Annotated in this window: 22 protein-coding genes; 14 read left to right on the top strand and 8 right to left on the bottom strand. The window is 64.0% G+C overall.

Translation table 11 applies throughout. From position 1 onward, the window contains the following. Positions 1 to 73 precede the first annotated feature (73 nt). On the top strand, positions 74 to 841 hold the full coding sequence (locus tag AC3A43_RS10940) for a sterol desaturase family protein (RefSeq protein ID WP_487792563.1): 768 nt from the start codon (positions 74 to 76) through the stop codon (positions 839 to 841). Continuing rightward, entirely contained in the window at positions 777 to 1196 is a 420-nt protein-coding gene (locus AC3A43_RS10935) for a DUF2141 domain-containing protein (protein WP_487792562.1), read from the top strand. Before AC3A43_RS10940 ends, AC3A43_RS10935 begins: the two co-directional genes overlap by 65 nt. A 46-nt stretch (positions 1197 to 1242) precedes the next feature. Here AC3A43_RS10935 and AC3A43_RS10930 read toward each other — a convergent pair whose 3' ends face one another. Then, positions 1243 to 1458, bottom strand: coding sequence for a hypothetical protein (locus AC3A43_RS10930; protein WP_487792561.1), 216 nt, complete (start codon positions 1456 to 1458; stop codon positions 1243 to 1245). A 114-nt stretch (positions 1459 to 1572) separates the two neighbouring features. Here AC3A43_RS10930 and lnt point away from each other — a divergent pair, with 114 nt between their 5' ends. From lnt to AC3A43_RS10900, 6 genes are all read left to right on the top strand, one after another. Continuing rightward, entirely contained in the window at positions 1573 to 3162 is a 1590-nt protein-coding gene (gene lnt, locus AC3A43_RS10925; RefSeq protein WP_487792560.1) for an apolipoprotein N-acyltransferase, read from the top strand. 49 nt (positions 3163 to 3211) lie between these two features. Further along, the gene (metK, locus tag AC3A43_RS10920; RefSeq protein WP_487792559.1) at positions 3212 to 4432 is read left to right on the top strand and encodes a methionine adenosyltransferase; all 1221 of its coding nucleotides are present in this window, start codon (positions 3212 to 3214) and stop codon (positions 4430 to 4432) included. After that, positions 4429 to 5688: a threonine synthase gene (locus AC3A43_RS10915; RefSeq protein ID WP_487792558.1), complete on the top strand. Its 1260-nt coding sequence runs from the start codon at positions 4429 to 4431 to the stop codon at positions 5686 to 5688. Before metK ends, AC3A43_RS10915 begins: the two co-directional genes overlap by 4 nt. 44 nt (positions 5689 to 5732) lie before the next feature. Then, a complete protein-coding gene (gene trmB, locus AC3A43_RS10910; protein WP_487792557.1) occupies positions 5733 to 6461 on the top strand; it encodes a tRNA (guanine(46)-N(7))-methyltransferase TrmB in 729 nt (242 codons plus the stop codon). A 123-nt stretch (positions 6462 to 6584) separates the two neighbouring features. Continuing rightward, complete coding sequence (locus AC3A43_RS10905; protein WP_487792556.1) at positions 6585 to 7274, top strand: response regulator transcription factor; 690 nt, start codon at positions 6585 to 6587, stop codon at positions 7272 to 7274. After that, positions 7237 to 7386: a hypothetical protein gene (locus tag AC3A43_RS10900; protein WP_487792555.1), complete on the top strand. Its 150-nt coding sequence runs from the start codon at positions 7237 to 7239 to the stop codon at positions 7384 to 7386. Before AC3A43_RS10905 ends, AC3A43_RS10900 begins: the two co-directional genes overlap by 38 nt. A gap of 159 nt (positions 7387 to 7545) precedes the next feature. On the opposite strand, the gene AC3A43_RS10895 is transcribed toward AC3A43_RS10900, so the two are convergent. After that, on the bottom strand, positions 7546 to 7881 hold the full coding sequence (locus AC3A43_RS10895; protein WP_487792554.1) for a hypothetical protein: 336 nt from the start codon (positions 7879 to 7881) through the stop codon (positions 7546 to 7548). 113 nt (positions 7882 to 7994) lie between these two features. Between AC3A43_RS10895 and AC3A43_RS10890 the strand changes: the two genes are divergently transcribed. Together AC3A43_RS10890 and AC3A43_RS10885 are read left to right on the top strand one after the other, a co-directional pair. Continuing rightward, positions 7995 to 8891 (top strand): LysR family transcriptional regulator, encoded by an 897-nt coding sequence (locus AC3A43_RS10890; protein WP_487792553.1) that lies wholly within the window; start codon positions 7995 to 7997, stop codon positions 8889 to 8891. Positions 8892 to 9014: 123 nt separating this feature from the next. Continuing rightward, complete coding sequence (locus AC3A43_RS10885) at positions 9015 to 9782, top strand: sulfite exporter TauE/SafE family protein (RefSeq protein ID WP_487792552.1); 768 nt, start codon at positions 9015 to 9017, stop codon at positions 9780 to 9782. Positions 9783 to 9860: 78 nt separating this feature from the next. Here AC3A43_RS10885 and AC3A43_RS10880 read toward each other — a convergent pair whose 3' ends face one another. Continuing rightward, complete coding sequence (locus tag AC3A43_RS10880) at positions 9861 to 10412, bottom strand: hypothetical protein (protein ID WP_487792551.1); 552 nt, start codon at positions 10410 to 10412, stop codon at positions 9861 to 9863. Between the two features lie 192 nt (positions 10413 to 10604). On the opposite strand from AC3A43_RS10880, the gene AC3A43_RS10875 reads away from it, so the two are divergent. After that, a complete protein-coding gene (locus tag AC3A43_RS10875; protein ID WP_487792550.1) occupies positions 10605 to 11741 on the top strand; it encodes a beta-ketoacyl-ACP synthase III in 1137 nt (378 codons plus the stop codon). Positions 11742 to 11786: 45 nt separating this feature from the next. Here AC3A43_RS10875 and AC3A43_RS10870 read toward each other — a convergent pair whose 3' ends face one another. The 5 genes from AC3A43_RS10870 to hisB are packed head-to-tail and all read right to left on the bottom strand — an operon-like array spanning position 11787 to position 15666. Continuing rightward, the gene (locus AC3A43_RS10870) at positions 11787 to 12875 is read right to left on the bottom strand and encodes a calcium:cation antiporter (RefSeq protein WP_487792549.1); all 1089 of its coding nucleotides are present in this window, start codon (positions 12873 to 12875) and stop codon (positions 11787 to 11789) included. A 50-nt stretch (positions 12876 to 12925) separates the two neighbouring features. After that, complete coding sequence (gene hisF / locus AC3A43_RS10865; RefSeq protein ID WP_487792548.1) at positions 12926 to 13705, bottom strand: imidazole glycerol phosphate synthase subunit HisF; 780 nt, start codon at positions 13703 to 13705, stop codon at positions 12926 to 12928. After that, complete coding sequence (hisA, locus tag AC3A43_RS10860) at positions 13702 to 14436, bottom strand: 1-(5-phosphoribosyl)-5-[(5-phosphoribosylamino)methylideneamino]imidazole-4-carboxamide isomerase (protein ID WP_487792547.1); 735 nt, start codon at positions 14434 to 14436, stop codon at positions 13702 to 13704. The genes hisF and hisA overlap by 4 nt, the downstream gene beginning before the upstream one ends. Continuing rightward, positions 14424 to 15029, bottom strand: a complete 606-nt coding sequence (gene hisH / locus AC3A43_RS10855; RefSeq protein WP_487792546.1) for an imidazole glycerol phosphate synthase subunit HisH — start codon at positions 15027 to 15029, stop codon at positions 14424 to 14426. The genes hisA and hisH overlap by 13 nt, the downstream gene beginning before the upstream one ends. 49 nt (positions 15030 to 15078) lie before the next feature. Beyond that, positions 15079 to 15666, bottom strand: a complete 588-nt coding sequence (hisB, locus tag AC3A43_RS10850) for an imidazoleglycerol-phosphate dehydratase HisB (protein WP_487792545.1) — start codon at positions 15664 to 15666, stop codon at positions 15079 to 15081. A 96-nt stretch (positions 15667 to 15762) separates the two neighbouring features. Between hisB and AC3A43_RS10845 the strand changes: the two genes are divergently transcribed. From AC3A43_RS10845 to fumC, 3 genes are read left to right on the top strand one after another with little or no spacing between them, the layout of a single operon-like run. Further along, positions 15763 to 16245, top strand: a complete 483-nt coding sequence (locus AC3A43_RS10845; RefSeq protein ID WP_487792544.1) for an SspB family protein — start codon at positions 15763 to 15765, stop codon at positions 16243 to 16245. 1 nt (position 16246) lies between these two features. Continuing rightward, on the top strand, positions 16247 to 16561 hold the full coding sequence (locus AC3A43_RS10840) for a hypothetical protein (protein ID WP_487792543.1): 315 nt from the start codon (positions 16247 to 16249) through the stop codon (positions 16559 to 16561). Further along, positions 16558 to 17952, top strand: coding sequence for a class II fumarate hydratase (fumC, locus tag AC3A43_RS10835; RefSeq protein WP_487792542.1), 1395 nt, complete (start codon positions 16558 to 16560; stop codon positions 17950 to 17952). The genes AC3A43_RS10840 and fumC overlap by 4 nt, the downstream gene beginning before the upstream one ends.

Below are 17952 nucleotides of genomic sequence, written 5' to 3'. Positions count from 1 at the left end.
GCACCGCCCTAGCCGCCCCGGCGCGCAGGCGCAAAGCCATTGCAACGCCGCGGCGAGCGGCTAGCCTCGCGCGATGACCGGCTGGCCGATCCTTGTTTCCGCTCTCGCGATGACCGCGATTGTCGGCGTGCGTTACCTGATCACCAGCGGCGCCTTCGCCTTTGCGACGCGGCTGAAACACCCCGGCCTCTATCGCGGGCTGGAACCGCAGATGCGCCGCGAGATCGGCTGGAGCCTTGCGAGCGCCGCGATCTACGGGATTCCGGCGGGCGTGGCCGCATGGGGATGGCAGGCGCATGGCTGGACGCGCATCTACACCGATTGGGGCGCTTTTCCGCTCTGGTATCTGCCCGTCAGCCTCTTCGCCTATCTGCTGATCCACGACACATGGTTCTACTGGACGCATCGCTGGATGCACCGACCGGCGTTGTTCCGAATCGCGCATGCGGTCCACCATCAAAGCCGCCCGCCGACCGCCTGGGCGGCGATGAGTTTCCACCCTGTCGAGGCGATCACGGGCGCTCTCGTCATCCCGGCGCTGGTCTTTGTCATCCCCATCCATGTCGCCATGCTCGGGCTTGTGCTGACGATCATGACCGTGATGGGCGTCGGCAATCATATGGGGTGGGAAATGTTTTCGCGCGCGCTTGTTCATGGACCAGCAGGGCGATGGCTGATAACCGCGACCCATCATGAACAGCATCATGCGGCCTATCGGGGGAATTATGGGCTTTATTTCCGCTTCTGGGACAAGGCGTGCGGCACGGATATCGGGCTTGGCGATTTTGCCGCTGCTCATCGGCGCCGCGAGCGCGCCACCGACGCCCGCGCCGACGGTTGAGGTCAGCGTTACCGGCCTGCGCAGCGCAAAGGGGCAGATCCTTGTCTGCCTCACCACCAATCCCAAGGCATTTCCCGATTGCAGCAAGGACAAGGCGTCGGTGCGGATGGCGGTAAAGGCCGCCGACGCCGGCGATTTCTTCGTGCGCGCGCCCGCGGCGGGCACCTATGCGATCGCCGTCGTCCATGACGAGAACAGCAACAACAAGATGGATGTCGCGATCTTTCTGCCCAAGGAAGGCTTCGGCTTTTCGCGCAATCCCACGATCACCGTCGGGCCGCCGAGCTTCAAATCGGCAAGCTTTGCGGTGACAGGCGACATGCGCCAGTCGATCAAGATGAAATATATGCTCTAACCGGCTCTGCGCCGTTCGATACGGCTTTGGGGTGGGAGGCGGACTTCTAGCTGCCGGTCAGATTGGCATTGCCTGGAGCGTAGATCGTGCCCAACGGCTCCTCCCATCCGTATTGCAGCTTCCCCGCTTCGATAGCCTCATCGATTTGGCTTAGAGCGCCTGCAATAAGGATTTGGAGGGTTTCCGGCAGTGATGGTTCGTTCGTCAGGTGAAACCTAAGATCATCTCGACAGCGGCAAAGATCATCCAACACAAGTTCCATAACGCATATCCTATCGCACGACTGACTCGTCCGCAATTGGTCGATTGCGGCCATTCCGCCGCTAAATCGCACGCGCCATTGTCGGGCGGTGGGCGCGGCGCTAAAGCAACGCCCGTGACCGCGACCTCCTCCCGCATCGCCGCTTTCGCCCAGCGCTGGCCAAAGCTTCTTGCCCTGTTGCTCGGTGCCGTTTCGGCAACCGGCTTTGCCCCGCTCCACCTCTGGCCGCTGACCCTGCTCGCGCTCGCGGGCTGGATGGCTCTGGTGGCGCGCAGCCCCAAGGGGTGGCGCGCGTTCGGCATTGGCTGGGCGTTCGGGGTCGGCCATTTCGTCGTCGGTCTCAACTGGATCGCGACCGCCTTCACCTATCAGGCGGCGATGCCCGCATGGCTCGGCTGGATCGCGGTGGTGCTGCTGTCGCTTTATCTTGCGGTCTATCCGGCTTTTGCCGCCTGGGGCGCCTGGATAATGAAGCCCAAGGCAGACGCACATTTTGCGGCGCCGTCCTTTCTACTGGCCTTCGCCGCGCTTTGGACGCTTACCGAATGGCTTCGCAGCTGGATTTTCACCGGCTTCGCATGGAATCCTCTGGGGGTGATTGCGGTCCCGCACGTTGCCGCGCCCGCCGGCTGGATCGGGACCTATGGCATGAGCGGGATCGTCTGCTTGCTCGCAGCCGTCCTGATATTGGCATGGTTTCACCGCCGTGTCGCGGCGGCGGTACTCTTCGGCAGCCTGCTCACCTTATGGGGTGCGGCATCTGTCACGCAAATGGGTCGTAGCGCCGACGCCGCCGTTCACTCGAAGGGTATGCAGCGCATCCCGATCACCGTCGTCCAGCCGAACGTCGGCCAGCAGGACAAGTGGGAAGGCAGCAAAGCCGACGCCAATTTCGCCAAGCTCGCCCGGCTGACCGCGCCAAAGAACGACACCCCGCGCCTGATCCTGTGGCCCGAGGCGGCGGTGCCCGATTATCTCGAAACGGGTTATCCGGCGCCCTATTACGACCGCTCGCCCGTCGAGGCGCGCTTGCGGTTGATCAAATTGATGAATCCCGACGATCTGATGCTGCTCGGCGCGCTCAAGCTCGAACTCGACAAGTCGGGCGATGTCGTCGGCGCGCGCAATGCGGTGATGACCATCCACGCCGACGGTACGCTTGGCCCGCGGTACGACAAGTCGCACCTCGTCCCCTACGGCGAATATCTGCCAATGCGGCCGGTCCTGTCCGCCATCGGCCTGTCGCGCCTCGCCCCCGGCGATATCGATTTCTGGCCCGGCCCCGGCCCGCACACGCTCGACCTCGGCGCCTTTGGCCGGGCGGGCCTGCAAATCTGCTATGAAATCATCTTTTCGGGACAGGTCGTCGACCGCGCACACCGCCCCGATTTCATCTTCAACCCGTCGAACGACGCCTGGTTCGGCGGCTGGGGTCCGCCGCAGCATCTGGCGCAGGCGCGACTGCGCGCGATCGAGGAAGGATTGCCGGTCGTGCGCGCAACGCCGACGGGGATCAGCGCGGTGATCGACGCCGACGGCCGGATCCTCGAATCGCTCCCGATGCACACCGCCGGCCGGATCGATACGGTGCTGCCGCAGGCGCATGCACCGACGCTCTTCGCCCGCTTCGGCAACATGCTGCCGGTCGGATTTGCGCTGCTGTTGCTCGCGGCCGCCATTGCCTTTCGCCGGCGCGGCCGCTAACAGCGCGCAGACATAAAGCATCCTTTATATTCGATCCAAAAGGTCTCCCATGCGCAACAGCTTCCTCTTCACCTCCGAAAGCGTGTCCGAAGGACATCCCGACAAGGTGGCCGACCAGATCAGCGATTCGATCGTCGACCTGTTCCTGTCGAAGGATCCCGAAGCGCGCATCGCCTGCGAAACGCTGACGACGACCCAGCTTGTTGTGCTGGCCGGCGAAATCCGTTGCAAGGGCGTGTTCGAAAATGGCGAATGGGCGCCGGGCGCGCTCGAAGAAATCGAGGCAACCGTCCGCAAGACCGTTCGCGAGATCGGATATGAGCAGGACGGCTTCCACTGGAAAACCTTCCGGTTTGAAAACAACCTCCATGCGCAGTCGGCGCATATTGCGCAGGGCGTCGACGCAAGCGGCGACAAGGACGAAGGCGCCGGCGATCAGGGCATCATGTTCGGCTATGCGTCGGACGAAACCCCCGATTTCATGCCCGCGACGCTCGACTATAGCCACAAGATCCTCGAACGCATGGCCGCCGACCGCAAGGCCGGTATCGCGCCCTTCCTCGAACCCGATGCGAAGAGCCAGGTCACGCTACGCTATGCCAACGAGCGTCCGGTCGAGGCGACCGCGATCGTCGTGTCGACCCAGCATGCGCCGGGCTATTATTTCCACAACGGCGAAGGCGACGAAGCGAAATATCTCGAACTGCGCAAATATGTGCTCGGCGTGATCGCCGACGTGCTGCCCGCCGAACTGCTGACCGCCAACACCGTCTATCACATCAACCCGACCGGGCGCTTCGAGATCGGCGGCCCCGACGGCGATGCCGGCCTGACCGGGCGCAAGATCATCGTCGACACCTATGGCGGCGCCAGCCCGCACGGCGGCGGCGCGTTCAGCGGCAAGGACCCGACGAAGGTCGACCGGTCGGCGGCCTATGTCACCCGCTACCTCGCCAAGAACATCGTCGCCGCGGGCCTCGCGCGCCGTTGTACGATCCAGCTCAGCTATGCGATCGGAGTCGCCGAACCGCTGTCGATCTATGTCGACCTGCACCGCACCGGCACCGTCGATGAAGGCAAGATCGAGGCGGTGATCCCGCAACTCGTCCGCCTGACCCCCAAGGGCATCCGCACCCACCTGGGCCTCAACAAGCCGATCTACAAACAGACCGCCGCCTACGGCCATTTCGGCCGCACGGCGGAGGGTGACAGCTTCCCGTGGGAACGCACCGACCTCGTCGACAAGCTGAAAGCGGCGCTCGCAAATTGAGCGCGCCGCTGCCGCTCAACGTCAATCTGAGGGCCGAGCGGCCGACCTTCGTCACTCATCTCGAATGCGGGCTGACCGGTGAGCGGATCGAGGCCGGTGTCCTGCACGGCCTCTCGCCCGCCGGCCGCCCGCTGCTCGTCCGCTATGACCTCGCCGGCGTCGGCGCAGCGATCGACAAGGCCGCTATCGCCGCGCGCCCGCGCGACCTGTGGCGCTGGCGCGAACTGCTGCCGGTGCGGCGCTCCGAAAACATCATCAGCCTTGGCGAAGCCGACACGCCGATCATCGCGCTCGACAAGGTCGCCGCTGCGGCAGGCGCAAGCGCCGGCACTTTGCTCGTCAAGGACGAAGGCCGCCTGCCGACCGGATCGTTCAAGGCGCGCGGGCTGGTCATGGCGATCAGCATGGCGAAGGAGCTGGGCGTGACCAGCATCGCGATGCCGACCAATGGCAATGCCGGTGCCGCCGCGGCCGCTTACGCGACGCAGGCGGGGATCGAAGCGATCGTCTTTTGCCCCGACGACACCCCCGAGATCAATGTGCGCGAGATCGCGGCGCAGGGCGCGCGCGTCTACCGCGTCAACGGGCTGATCGATGATTGCGGCAAGCTGGTGCGCGAAGGCGCGGCGGCGAACGGCTGGTTCGACCTCTCGACGCTGAAGGAACCCTATCGGATCGAGGGCAAGAAGACGATGGGGCTGGAGCTCGCCGAACAATTCGGCTGGGCGCTGCCCGACGTGATCTTCTACCCCACCGGCGGCGGCACCGGACTGATCGGCATGTGGAAGGCGTTCGCCGAATTGCAGGCGCTCGGCTGGATCACCGGCAAGCTGCCGCGCATGATCGCGGTGCAGGCCGAGGGCTGCGCGCCGATGGTGCGTGCGTGGGAAGCCGGCGAACGCCACGCGATACGCTGGGAGGATGCGCATACGATCGCCGCGGGCATCCGTGTCCCGCAAGCAGTCGGCGATTTCCTGATCCTCGACGCGGTCCGCGAATCGAACGGCGGCGCGATCGCGGTCAGCGATGTGGCAATCCAGCAAGCCGTCGACGATGCCGCGCGCGGCGACGGCCTGCTCCTCTGCCCGGAGGGCGGCGCAACGCTCGCGGCATGGCGTCAGGCGCGCGCCGAGGGCTGGGTGCGCGATGGCGAGACCGCCCTGCTGTTCAATTGCGCCACCGGCCTCAAATATCCGCTGCCCGATGCATCGCAGACGCTCGACCGCCACGCGCCCATCGACTTCACGCGACTCTGAGCCGCGACTTGCCGCCGCGCGGCCTCGCGGCTAGGGCGCGCGGCATGACTGCTTACAAACCCGGCGATCCGACGACGATCAACCGCCTCTATGGCCGTTCGAAGGGTAAGCCCCTGCGCGCTGGCCAGCAGGATCTGGTCGACACGCTGCTGCCGCAGATCGCGGTGCCCACCGAGGGCGACGTGACCGCCGAAGCGCTGTTCGGTTACGACCGGCCACTGCATTTCGAGATCGGCTTTGGCGGCGGCGAGCATATGGCGGGGCGCGCCGATATGCTGCCCGACCATGGTTTCATCGGCGCCGAACCCTTTCTCAACGGGGTCGCGCAGGCGCTGGTCCATGTCGCCGGAGATCATGGCGAGCGGCTACCGCTGGGCAATGTCCGCATTCATTTCGGCGACGCGCTAGAAGTACTGCGGCGGATTCCCGACGAGGCGCTGAGCTTCGCCTATCTGCTCCATCCCGATCCCTGGCCCAAGGCGCGCCATGCGAAACGGCGGATGATGAACGACGGGCCGCTCGACCTGATCGCGGCGAAGCTGAAGCCCGGCGGCGAATTCCGTTTCGGCACCGACCACCCGATCTATCTTCAACACGCGCTAATGGTGATGCGCCGCCATCGCCATCAGTTCGAGTGGCTGGCGCAGGACGCCCGCGATTTCCAGGTTCGCCCCGGCGGCTGGCCCGAAACGCGGTACGAGGCCAAGGCGCGCACGCTCGGGCATGAGGTGTGGTATTTCCGCTATAGGCGGACAAGCGCGAAGTCCGGCTGACACCCCGACCCGACAGATGTCGGGCATTGATCTTTTTCCTAATGCGAATAATTATTAACTCGTATGACGCCTCCGCTGCGACAAGGGGTAGCACGTCAGACTGCAGTACGAGGGACCGGGAATTTGTCGGCGATTGTTACGCGTGCGGAGCCAGCGGCGCTCACCGATCGGGCGCCGGCGCTCGCGCACCATATTGTCGTGGTCGACGACGATGCCGGGGTGCGAACGCTCCTGACCCGGATTTTGCGCGAATGCGGATATGAAGTCACCGGCGCGCGCGACGGCACGGAATTGAAAGCGATCGTCGGCACGGGCCGCATCGACCTGATCCTGCTCGACATCATGTTGCCCGGCGAAAGCGGCATCGCCCTGTGCCAGATGATCCGCGCGCAGAGCCGGGTGCCGATCATCATGATCAGCGCGCGTGGACAGGAAAGCGACCGGGTCGCCGGGCTCGATGTCGGCGCCGACGACTATATCGCCAAACCGTTCGGACGGTCGGAGGTGCTGGCCCGGGTCCGCGCGGTCTTGCGGCGCATGCGCGACCCGCACGCGCCGCTCGACGCGCCGGTGCCCGAACGGTTCGAATTTGCGTCCTGGCAATATCATGCACGGCGGCGCGAACTGATCGCACCTTCGGGCGCCGAGGTCGATCTGACCGCGGCCGAGCAGGATCTGCTGCTCGCGCTGCTCCGCCATCCGCAACGGATGATCGGCCGCGAAAGACTGCTCGAACTGTCGCGCAGCCGCATCGGTTCGCCAACCGACCGGCCGGGTGAACAACCTGCTCAACCGCGATTTCCGCGGCTATGACGTCGATTTCGGCAGTCCGGTGGGCAGCATCTACACGCCAACCTATATCGATCACTATAACAACAAGGACAAGGCGCGGAGCTATTGGGTGAGCGTCAACGCCCGCTTTTAAGGGCGCCCGCCCCTTCGGCCGGAGGCGGCTATGACGCGATTGCGCCCGTGCGCGCGAAGACAAACAAATGGGGCGGCCTCTTTACGAGGGCCGCCCCAGTTTTGTGGATCCGTCGGGGAGAGGGAGAGGACGGTCCGGAGATTGGTATGTCAGGCTGTCTTAGCGGGCAGCCATCTGGCTGTCGGTTTCGACTTCGGCGACGCCGGCGATCTTCAGCGCGGCGCGGAACTGCTTGGCAGCAGCGCGTTCGTTGCCGGCTTCGCAAAGCTTCTTGCCGGTCGAAACAAAGCGCTTGGCGCTCGACTGCTTGGCGCCTTCGACGCCGCCAGCGGCAACATGGGCCTGTTCGGCCAGACCGGCGCAGCGATAATCACCGCTCGACTGGGCGTAAGCGGGGGTCGCGGTTGCGATCAGGCCGGTGAACGCAAGTGCCGACGCGGCAACAATTGCAAAAGCGGCAGGAAAGCGGCGATAAGAGGAGAGCTGATAGGCCATGGGAGAGGTTCCTTTCGTTTCGTTGTGCAACCTTTTTAGTTGCTGTTGCGCACATAGATAATCCTCTATAATCTGCAAGTGCTTTGAAGCAGGATTTAACAATCCCCCATGGGGTGCTCGACGGGATCGAGGCTTTCCTGCGTGTCGCGGAACGGCGGAGCTTTTCCGCAGCGGCGGTCGATCTGGGCGTCTCGCCCTCGGCGATCAGCCAGACGATCAAGGGGCTCGAAGCGCGCGTCGGCGCGCCCTTGTTCATGCGCACCACGCGCAGCGTCGGGCTGACTCAGGCGGGCGAGATGTTCCTCGAACGCGCCGCGCCCGCCTATGCGGGTCTCGGCGACGCCTATGAAGCCGCGCGCAATCTCGGCAACCGGCCCGCGGGCCGGCTGCGCATCAACCTGATGCGCGGCGCGGTCCAGCCCTTGTTCGAACCGATCATCGCGGGCTTTTGCGAAACCTATCCGGAGATCGAACTGGAAATCTACGCCGAAGACGCTCTGGCCGACCTCAGCGCGGGCGGGTTCGACGCCGGGGTGCGGATGGGCGAATCGCTCGACGCCGATGTGATCGCCGTCCGCCTGACCGGGCCGTTTCGTTTCGTCGCGGTCGCCACCCCCGGTTATCTGGCGAAGCACGGGCGTCCGGAAAGCCCCGACGAACTGCGCAACCATCGCTGTGTGCGCATGCGCATGGGGAGCGGCGCATTGATGCCATGGACCTTCGAGAAGGGAAATCGCGAGATCGAGGTCGGGGTGACCGGGCCAGTGATCGTCAACGACTTCACCGCGATGATGGTCGCCGTGCACGCCGGGGTCGCAATGGGGATGACCGCAGAGCCGGTGGTCAAGGCGCAGGTCGCCTCAGGCCAGCTCGAGCTGGTGCTGGCCGACTTTGCATGTTCGACCTCGGGCCTGTTCCTCTATTATCCCAGTCGCAAGCAAGTGATGCCGAAACTTCGCGCGTTCATCGACTATGTGCGCGACTATCTGCCCGACGACGTCTCCGGCTGACTCTGTCGGAAGCGTGCGATCGAGCGCAGAAACAAATCCCTTTGCCGCCAGCAGAAAAATTGGGCTGGCGCCGACACGGAAATCCCGGCAGCAGGTTCTCTATCAAAAGGGTTGGGATGAATTATGATCGATTTTGCGGCTATCGACTTTACCGCCCTGTTGCCGTTCATCCTGATTGGTTTCGCAGCGCAGCTGGTCGACGGCGCGCTCGGCATGGCGTTCGGAGTCATCTGTAACACGCTGCTTGTCGCCGTTCTCGGCGTCCCGCCTGCGACCGCCTCGGCGCGCATCCATGTGGTGGAGATTTTCACGACCGGCGCGTCGGGACTCAGCCATTTATTTCACCGAAACATTGACTGGCCGCTGTTCTGGCGCCTTTTGATTCCGGGCGTGGTCGGAGGCGTATTGGGCGCCTATGTGCTGTCGTCGCTGCACGCCGATGTCGTAAAGCCCTTCGTGCTCGGCTACCTGGTGCTGATCGGCGTATGGCTGCTCGTTCGCGGCCTGCTCTATCCGCCCAAATTCGACAAGCCTAAGATCGTTGCGCCGCTTGCGGTCGTCGGTGGCTTTCTGGATGCCGCAGGTGGCGGCGGCTGGGGACCGGTGGTCACCTCGAACCTGCTCGTTCAAGGCGGCGAACCGCGCAAGGTCGTCGGCACCGTCAACAGCGTCGAATTCTTCCTTGCCGTCGCCGTCTCGATCGCCTTCATCTGGAATCTGGGTTTCTCGCAAATTCTCGGGCCGACGCTCGGCCTGATCGTCGGCGGGGTCGCGGCGGCGCCGCTGGGCGCAATGATGGCCAAACGCTTCTCGCCCAAAGTGATGTTGGTCATGGTCGGCATCGTGCTGATCGCAACCAGCGCCTTTGGCCTTTACAAGGCGCTGTCCTGAAGGACCGCTTTCGACTTTTAGCCCTCTCCGACGGGCGAGGGCCAATGGCCGTTTCCTGCCCCTAGGCGGACCGAATGCTCAATTCGCGGGCCGGGTCTCGTCGATCTTGTCGACCCATTCGGGATAGAAGCTCGGCTCGCGCGCCGACCAGCCCGGCGCGGTCGCAGCAGCTTCGCTGATCGACTGCAGAAGCAGCCGGCGCTTCTCTGGGTGGAGATGCGGCAGCGATGCCGCAGCGCAGAAAGCGCCGGGTAGCCACGGCCGCACATGTCCGCCAAGCAACCGCTCATAGAGGAAGCGATAGGGCGCAAAGGCGTGCAGCCGATCCTGGCCCAGGTCGAATGCCGATATCGCAATCAGCGGCGCCATGAAATGTTCGAGGGCGTCGAGGCCGCTGTCGTCGGGAATATGGGCACGGACATCAACCAGCCGCTGATAGACACGCGCCTGAACGCGGATCGCGGTTTCCTCGACCATGTCGCGCGACCAGCGCGCGATCGCGTCGTCGCGTTCCAACCCGATATCGAGCGAGCGGCGGATGTACCGCTGCGTCGCCGCCGGGAAGGCCGCAAATTCCTTGATTTCCGATATCGACAGATCACCTGCTGCCGGTCCCGAACGCGTCGCCATGGTCGTGCTCCCGCACGGCGCCCGGGGAGCCATCCCCCCGGAGGCCTGCAATTAGGCAGTCTGCCACCAAAATGGTTAGTGGCAGGTTAACCATTATATTAGCGATCGTTCAGCCAGCTTGTGGGCGTTGCGCGACGCCGCGACCGGGCCTAATCAGCGTGTCTTGAAACGATAAGACACACGAGAGCCATCATGTCGCACACACCGCAGCCGGTCATTTCAGCAACCGGCCTCTTCACCCCCGCCGAACGCATCTCCAACGAAGAACTTGTCGCCAGTTTTAACCAGTATGTTGCGCTGCACAATAGAGAAAATGCCGATGCCATCGCGGCGGGTGATGTCACCGAACTCGCAGAATCGAGCGTCGAATTCATCGAAAAGGCTAGCGGGATCGGGTCGCGCTTCGTCGTCGACAAGGCGGGCATCCTCGACCCTGAACTTATGGCGCCGCGGATCGATGAGCGGGGCAATGACGAACTGTCGATCCTTGCCGAAATCGGGGTCGCCGCCGCAAAGGACGCGCTGACGCGTGCCGGCCGCGATGCCGCGGATGTGGACGCGGTGCTGTGTGCGGCGTCGAATATGCAGCGGCCTTATCCGGCGATGGCAGTCGAAATTCAGGATGCGCTAGGGATCGATGGCTTCGGTTTCGACATGAATGTTGCCTGCTCGTCAGCGACGTTCGGCATCCAGACCGCCGCCGATTATATCCGCGCGGGGCACGCAAAGAGCGTGCTCGTCGTGAACCCCGAAATCTGTTCGGGCCACCTCAACTGGCGCGACCGTGACAGCCATTTTATCTTTGGCGACGTCGCGACCGCGATCCTCGTCGAAGACAAGGCGATTGCACCCGCGGGGCATTGGGACATTCTCGGCACCAAGCTCAAGACCGTTTTCTCGAACAACATCCGCAATAATTTCGGTTTCCTGAACCGCGGCCACGGCGGCATCGACCAATCGGGACCGAAGAGCGACAAGCTGTTCGTCCAAGAGGGCCGCAAGGTGTTCAAGGAGGTCGTGCCGATGGTCGCGAACATGATCGTCGAGCAAATGGACGTGCTGGGGCTGGCAGGCGGCGATATGCGCCGGCTGTGGCTGCATCAGGCAAACACCAACATGAATCGCCTGATCGCGCAGCGCGTGCTGGGGCACGAAGCGAGCGAGGACGAAAGCCCGACGGTACTCGATACCTATGGCAATACATCCAGCGCGGGGTCGATCATCGCCTTTCACCTCCACCATGAGGATATGGTGGCGGGTGAGACCGGGCTGATCTGTTCGTTCGGCGCAGGCTATTCGGCGGGCACGGTGTTCGTTCGCAAGACCTGAACCAAAAACGTTGCGAGCAATTAAATAGGGACTGTCCCTATTTAATTAGGGTACGAAAGTCGTGAACAGGTAGATCGCGAACAGCATCAGGTGGATCACGCCTTGCAGCACCGTGGTCCGCCCGTTCGCCAGCGTCTGCACCGATACGATCAGCGACAGGAACAGCAGCACCGTCGACTTGGCATCGAGCCCGAGGCTGATCGGCATGTCGGTCATGATCGAAAGGATTGCGACCGCCGGAATGGTGAGCCCGATCGTCGCGAGCGCCGATCCGAGCGCGAGGTTCATGCTGGTCTGCAGGCGGTCGGCCTTCGCCGCGCGGACCGCTGCCAGGCCTTCCGGCGCGAGGATCAATGCCGCGATCAGCACGCCGAGAACCGCCGGCGGTGCGCCCCAATCGGAGAGCAGAGCGCCCATGACCGGCGACAGATTCTTGGCGAGCAGAACAACCGCGACCAGACTTGCGAGCAGCAGCGCTCCCGATATAGCGGTACGCTGCCCGCTCGGCGGCGGCGCATGCACGTCGGGCTCTCCGTCGCCGTCGGCGTCGCCATCGGGAAGGAAATAGTCGCGGTGCCGGACCGTCTGAACCAACGCAAAGGTACCATAGAGAATCAATGAAACGACCGCCACGAAGCCAAGCTGCGTCGCCGAATAAAAGGGCCCCGGCACGCTCGACGTGAAATTGGGGAGCACCAGCGTCACGACCGTCAGAACGGTGAGCGTCGCGAGCGCAGCGCCGATTCCGGTACGCTGGAACCGCTGTTCATGATGGCGGATCGCCCCACTGAGCAGGCAGAGGCCCATCAGGAGGTTGAGGATCACCATCACCGCCGCGAACACCGTATCGCGCGCCAGCGTCTGGGCTTTTTCGGGCTCGGCCTGCATCAATGTCAGGATCAGTCCGACTTCGATCACCGTGACCGCAAGCGCGAGGATCAACGTGCCGAACGGTTCGCCCACGCGGTGCGCGATGACCTCGGCGTGGTGCACCGCCGCGATGATCGCACCCATCAGAATGAACGCGACCAGCCAAGCGTTCAGCGGCATCGCGAGGCTCGCTATCGCGGCAAGGAAACCGAGGACGGGGAAGATGTCGTGGGTGCGATCGGCGAGACGGAGTTTAGAAGTCATGGGCTTCTATTGCAGCCCCCTCCCCGCATGACTACCCCGCCGAGGGATTTTTAGTGCGCGCGAACCGGTAATCCGGCCGCGGCGAGCCGCGCATGCGCTTCGGCGACGGTCGCTTCGCCGAAGTGGAAGATGCTCGCGGCGAGCACTGCGCTGGCATGGCCCTCGACCACCCCCGCGACGAGATGGTCGAGATTGCCGACGCCGCCCGAGGCGATCACCGGCACGCTGACCGCATCGGCGATCGCGCGGGTGAGTGCGAGGTCGTAACCGTCCTTGGTTCCGTCACGATCCATGCTGGTGACGAGCAATTCCCCGGCACCTAGGGTTGCGAGACGAACGGCGTGCTCGAGCGCATCGATGCCCGTCGGCTTGCGACCGCCATGGGTGAAGATTTCCCAGCGCGGCGCTTGATCGTTTTTGGCATCGATACGGCGCGCATCGATGCTGCCCACCGCGCACTGGCTGCCGAAACGGTCGGCGATATCGGCGACCAGCTCCGGCCGTGCGACCGCGGCGCTGTTCACCGCGACCTTGTCGGCGCCGGCGAGCAGCAGCGCGCGCGCGTCATCGGCGCTGCGCACCCCGCCACCGACGGTGAGCGGCATGAAACAGACCTCGGCGGTGCGGCTGACCATGTCGAGCAACGTGCCGCGGCCTTGATGGCTGGCGGAAATGTCGAGAAAACAAAGCTCGTCGGCGCCCGCGGCATCATAGGCGCGCGCCGCCTCGACCGGATCGCCCGCATCGCGGAGATCGACGAAATTGACTCCCTTCACGACGCGCCCATCGGCGACGTCGAGGCAGGGGATAACGCGAACGCGGACGGTCACGCCGCGCCCGCTGCGATCGCTTCGGCGAGATCGAGCCGGCCGTCGTAGAGCGCGCGGCCGGTGATCACGCCTTCGATGCCGTTTGCGACATGCGGGCGCAGGGCGTGGATGTCGTCGATGTCGGCGACACCGCCCGACGCTATCACGGGAATGGCAACGGCTTGTGCGAGCGCAACCGTCGCCTCGACGTTGCAGCCCCTGAGCAGTCCGTCACGGCCAACATCGGTAAAGAGCAAAGCCGCAACGCCCGCATCCTCGAACCGGCGCGCAAGATCCTCGACGCGCACGTCGGACACATCCGCCCAACCCTCGGTCGCAACCATGCCATCGCGTGCATCGACCCCAACGACGATCCGGCCGGGCAGGTCGCGCGCCGCGGTCTTTACAAACTCGGGGTCTTTGAGCGCCGCGGTGCCGATAATTACGCGCTCGACGCCGAGCGCGAGCCAGCGATCGACCCCGGCGCGATCGCGGATGCCGCCGCCAACCTGCACCTTGCCCTGAAAGGCGGCGATGATGCTCTCGACCGCATCGCCGTTGATGCTCGCACCCGCAAAGGCGCCATCAAGGTCAACGACATGAAGATGTGACGCTCCGGCCGCCGCGAACAGCCGCGCTTGCGCTGCGGGGTCGTCGCCATAGACGGTCGCGCGCGCCATATCGCCCTCAGCCAGCCGCACCACCTGCCCACCCTTGAGATCGATCGCGGGGAAGATAGTCAGGGTCGCCACTTCAGGAACCTTTCCAGTGTTGCGAGGCCATAGGCCTGGCTTTTTTCGGGGTGATATTGGACGCCGACGACATTGTCCTTCGCGACCGCGGCGACGAAGCTCGCGCCATGGCTGCTCGTGGCAGCGACATCGACCGCGTCGGCAAAATGATAGCTGTGGAGATAATAGGCCTCGCCCGCTGCGATCACCGGATGCGCGAAGGCGGGCACGACATCGTTCCAGCCCATGTGCGGGATGCGCAGGCCCGGTTGCGGATCGAAGGCGCGCACGGTGCCGCCGATCCAGCCAAGCCCCGCGTGCCGCCCATGCTCCTCGCCCGCATCGGCGAGCAACTGCATGCCAACGCAAATGCCGAGGAAGGGCACGCCTTCGCCGCGTACGCGGCGCTCCATCGCTTCGATCAGCCCGTCGATCTCCGAGAGTCCGTTCATGCAGGTGGCAAAGGCCCCGACCCCCGGCAGCACGACCCGATCGGCCTTGGCCACGACATCCGGGTCGGCCGTTACGGCAACATTCTCCGCGCCCGCCGCGACGAGCGCATTATGCACCGAACGAAGATTGCCGGCGCCATAGTCGATCAGGGCAATGGTCACCCGCGACGCAGCATTTTTAAATAGGGACAGTCCCTATTTAATGCGTCGGTCACAGCACGCCCTTCGTGCTGGGGATGGCATCGCCCTTGCGCGGGTCGATTGCGACGCCTTGGCGCAATGCGCGCGCCAGCGCCTTGTACATGCTTTCGGCGATGTGATGGTTATTCTCGCCGTACAGCATCTCGATATGCAGCGTGATCCCGGCGGTCTGCGCGAAGCTGTGGAACCAGTGCGGAAACATCTCGGTGTCCATCTCGCCTAGCCGCGGCTGTGAGAAGGCCGATTTATAGACGCAGTGCGGGCGCCCCGAAATGTCGAGCACGCAGCGCGTCAGCGTTTCGTCCATCGGCGCGTGCGCCTCGCCGTAGCGCGCGATGCCGCGCTTGTCGCCAAGCGCTTTCGCCACGGCTTCTCCCAGTGCGAGCGCCGAATCTTCGACGGTGTGATGTTGATCGATGTGAAGGTCGCCCTTTACCTGCATCGAGATGTCGATCAGCGAATGGCGCGACAATTGCTCGACCATATGGTCGAGAAAACCGATACCGGTGGACACCGAATATTCGCCCGTTCCGTCAAGATTGACGGTAATCGCGATATCCGTTTCCTTGGTCGTGCGCTGGACGGTGGCGGTACGCATGCGGACGCCTTAGAGCCTATTTTTCGCGTTGCAAGGTGACTTTCCCCGGCTGAGACCTCTTGACCGGCGCGCGCCGCCCGTTCATCCCCTCGCCCCATGAGTGACGATGTACGCGACAGCCTGATTCCCTATGACGAAATCGTGCAGGACGCCCTGCGCGCCGTGGTCGGCCGCGTGCTGAGCCAGATCGTGGGTTATGACAGCCTGCCCGGCGAACATCATTTCTATATCACCTTCAAAACGCAGGCGGTCGGGGTCGATATTCCGGCGCATCTGATCGCCAAATTCCCCGACGAAATGACGATTGTCCTGCAGAACCGCTTTTGGGATCTGAAGGTCGAGGACGATCATTTCAGCGTTGGCCTGTCGTTCAACCAGACGCCGTCAATCCTCGTCATTCCCTATGCCGCGATCACCGCTTTCGTCGACCCGTCGGTCGATTTCGGACTCCAGTTCCAGGTCAGCGACGACGACGAAACGCAGCCCGAGCCGCATGACGAAGCCGACAACGACCGTCCCGAAGTTATCAGCGAGGATGGATCGAATGTCGTGACCGTGGATTTCGGCAAGAAGCGATAAGATGGTGGGCCCCAACTGGCCCCCGAGCCGATTCTGGCAATATTGGGCCCTCGCGGGCATGGTCGTGCTCACCGCCGCCTTCTGGTGGAGCGTCGAAGGCTATGCGTTGGCGCAAAGCAACATTCTGCGCGGACAGATTGCGGACGGGCTGCTGCGTTTCAGCGTGCTGATCCTGACGCCCGCGCTTGTTCTTGCCTGGCTCGCGGCCGCATGGCTGCGCCGCCGGGTTGGCGACGGCGGATATTGGCAGATGCTGGGCCTTGTCGCGATGATCTGGGCAGGCTCGGTGCTGGTGACGAGGATGCTGGCGGGATGAGCACGCGAATCGAAAGCGACAGCATCGGCGAGATCAAGGTTGCCGCCGAAGCCTATTGGGGAGCGCAGACCGAGCGCAGCCGGCACAATTTCGCTTTTCCGGCGCACGAGCGCATGCCGCTGCCGATCGTTCGCGCCCTCGCGCGGATCAAGGGCGCCGCCGCGCGGGTCAACCGCGCGCACGGGCTGGATGCCAGGCTCGCAGAAGCGATCGATGCCGCTGCCGAAGCCATAGTCGCCGGCGACTATGACGATCAGTTCCCGCTCGCGATCTGGCAAACGGGCAGCGGCACGCAGTCGAACATGAATGCCAATGAAGTGATCGCAGGCGTTGCCAATGAGAAGCTCGCGGGCACACGCGGCGGCAAATCACCGGTCCACCCCAATGATCATGTCAACATGGGCCAGTCGTCGAACGACAGCTTTCCGACCGCGCTGCACGTCGCAGTCGCGGTCGAGACGACCGCGCGGCTACTGCCGTCGCTGGTCATTCTCACCGATGCGCTCGCCGCCAAGGTCGACGCATGGAGCGATATCGTCAAGATCGGCCGCACCCATTTACAGGACGCGACCCCGCTGACGCTCGGCCAGGAATTTTCGGGCTATGTCGCGCAGCTGATCGCGTGCCGCGCGCGGATCGAGGGCGCGCTGGCGCATAATATCTGCAAGCTCGCGCAGGGCGGGACCGCGGTGGGCACCGGGCTCAACGCCCCCGCCGGGTTCGACGTCGCGATGGCGGTGGAGTTGTCGAGCAGCACCGGCATCGCCTTCGAACCCGCGCGCAATAAGTTCGAAGCACTGGCATCGAACGACGGCCTCGTCTTCTTCTCGGGTGCGTTGAACACGCTCGCGGTCGCACTGACCAAGATCGCGAACGATATCCGCCTTCTCGGATCGGGCCCGCGCGCCGGCCTTGGCGAACTCGACCTGCCTGCGAACGAGCCGGGAAGCTCGATCATGCCGGGCAAGGTCAATCCGACCCAGTGCGAGATGCTGACGATGGTCGCCGCGCAGGTGATCGGAAATCATCAGGCGGTGACAATAGGGGGGCTTCAGGGCCATCTCGAACTCAATGTCTTCAAGCCCTTGATCGGATCGAACGTGCTGCGCTCGATCGAACTGCTGACGATCGGAATGGCCGGCTTCACCGAACATTGCGTCGTCGGCATCGAGCCCAACCGTGCCCGCATCGATGAGTTGATGAATCGCTCGCTGATGCTCGTCACCGCGCTGGCCCCCGAAATCGGCTATGACAAGGCCGCGAAGATCGCGAAGCACGCGCACGAGAGTGGGAGCACATTGAAAGAGGCAGCGCTCGATCTCGGCTATGTCAATTCCGCGACCTTTGACCGGTTGGTCGATCCGCGCACGATGCTGGGGTCGGAACCCTAG

The sequence above is a fragment of the Sphingopyxis sp. Soil_C_28 genome, from assembly GCF_057657055.1.
The sequence above is the reverse complement of the archived record's forward strand: the minus strand, read 5'-3'. Positions and strand labels throughout refer to the sequence as shown.

Excerpts from the sequence above, each read along its gene's own strand:
- trmB (WP_487792557.1), top strand. The coding sequence starts at position 5,733 with ATGACTGCTTACAAACCCGGCGATCCGACGACGATCAACCGCCTCTAT.
- hisB (WP_487792545.1), bottom strand. The coding sequence starts at position 15,666 with ATGCGTACCGCCACCGTCCAGCGCACGACCAAGGAAACGGATATCGCG.
- metK (WP_487792559.1), top strand. The coding sequence starts at position 3,212 with ATGCGCAACAGCTTCCTCTTCACCTCCGAAAGCGTGTCCGAAGGACAT.
- AC3A43_RS10840 (WP_487792543.1), top strand. The coding sequence starts at position 16,247 with ATGGTGGGCCCCAACTGGCCCCCGAGCCGATTCTGGCAATATTGGGCC.
- fumC (WP_487792542.1), top strand. The coding sequence starts at position 16,558 with ATGAGCACGCGAATCGAAAGCGACAGCATCGGCGAGATCAAGGTTGCC.
- AC3A43_RS10940 (WP_487792563.1), top strand. The coding sequence starts at position 74 with ATGACCGGCTGGCCGATCCTTGTTTCCGCTCTCGCGATGACCGCGATT.
- AC3A43_RS10845 (WP_487792544.1), top strand. The coding sequence starts at position 15,763 with ATGAGTGACGATGTACGCGACAGCCTGATTCCCTATGACGAAATCGTG.
- AC3A43_RS10880 (WP_487792551.1), bottom strand. The coding sequence starts at position 10,412 with ATGGCGACGCGTTCGGGACCGGCAGCAGGTGATCTGTCGATATCGGAA.
- AC3A43_RS10875 (WP_487792550.1), top strand. The coding sequence starts at position 10,605 with ATGTCGCACACACCGCAGCCGGTCATTTCAGCAACCGGCCTCTTCACC.
- AC3A43_RS10930 (WP_487792561.1), bottom strand. The coding sequence starts at position 1,458 with ATGGAACTTGTGTTGGATGATCTTTGCCGCTGTCGAGATGATCTTAGG.
- AC3A43_RS10895 (WP_487792554.1), bottom strand. The coding sequence starts at position 7,881 with ATGGCCTATCAGCTCTCCTCTTATCGCCGCTTTCCTGCCGCTTTTGCA.
- AC3A43_RS10885 (WP_487792552.1), top strand. The coding sequence starts at position 9,015 with ATGATCGATTTTGCGGCTATCGACTTTACCGCCCTGTTGCCGTTCATC.
- AC3A43_RS10870 (WP_487792549.1), bottom strand. The coding sequence starts at position 12,875 with ATGACTTCTAAACTCCGTCTCGCCGATCGCACCCACGACATCTTCCCC.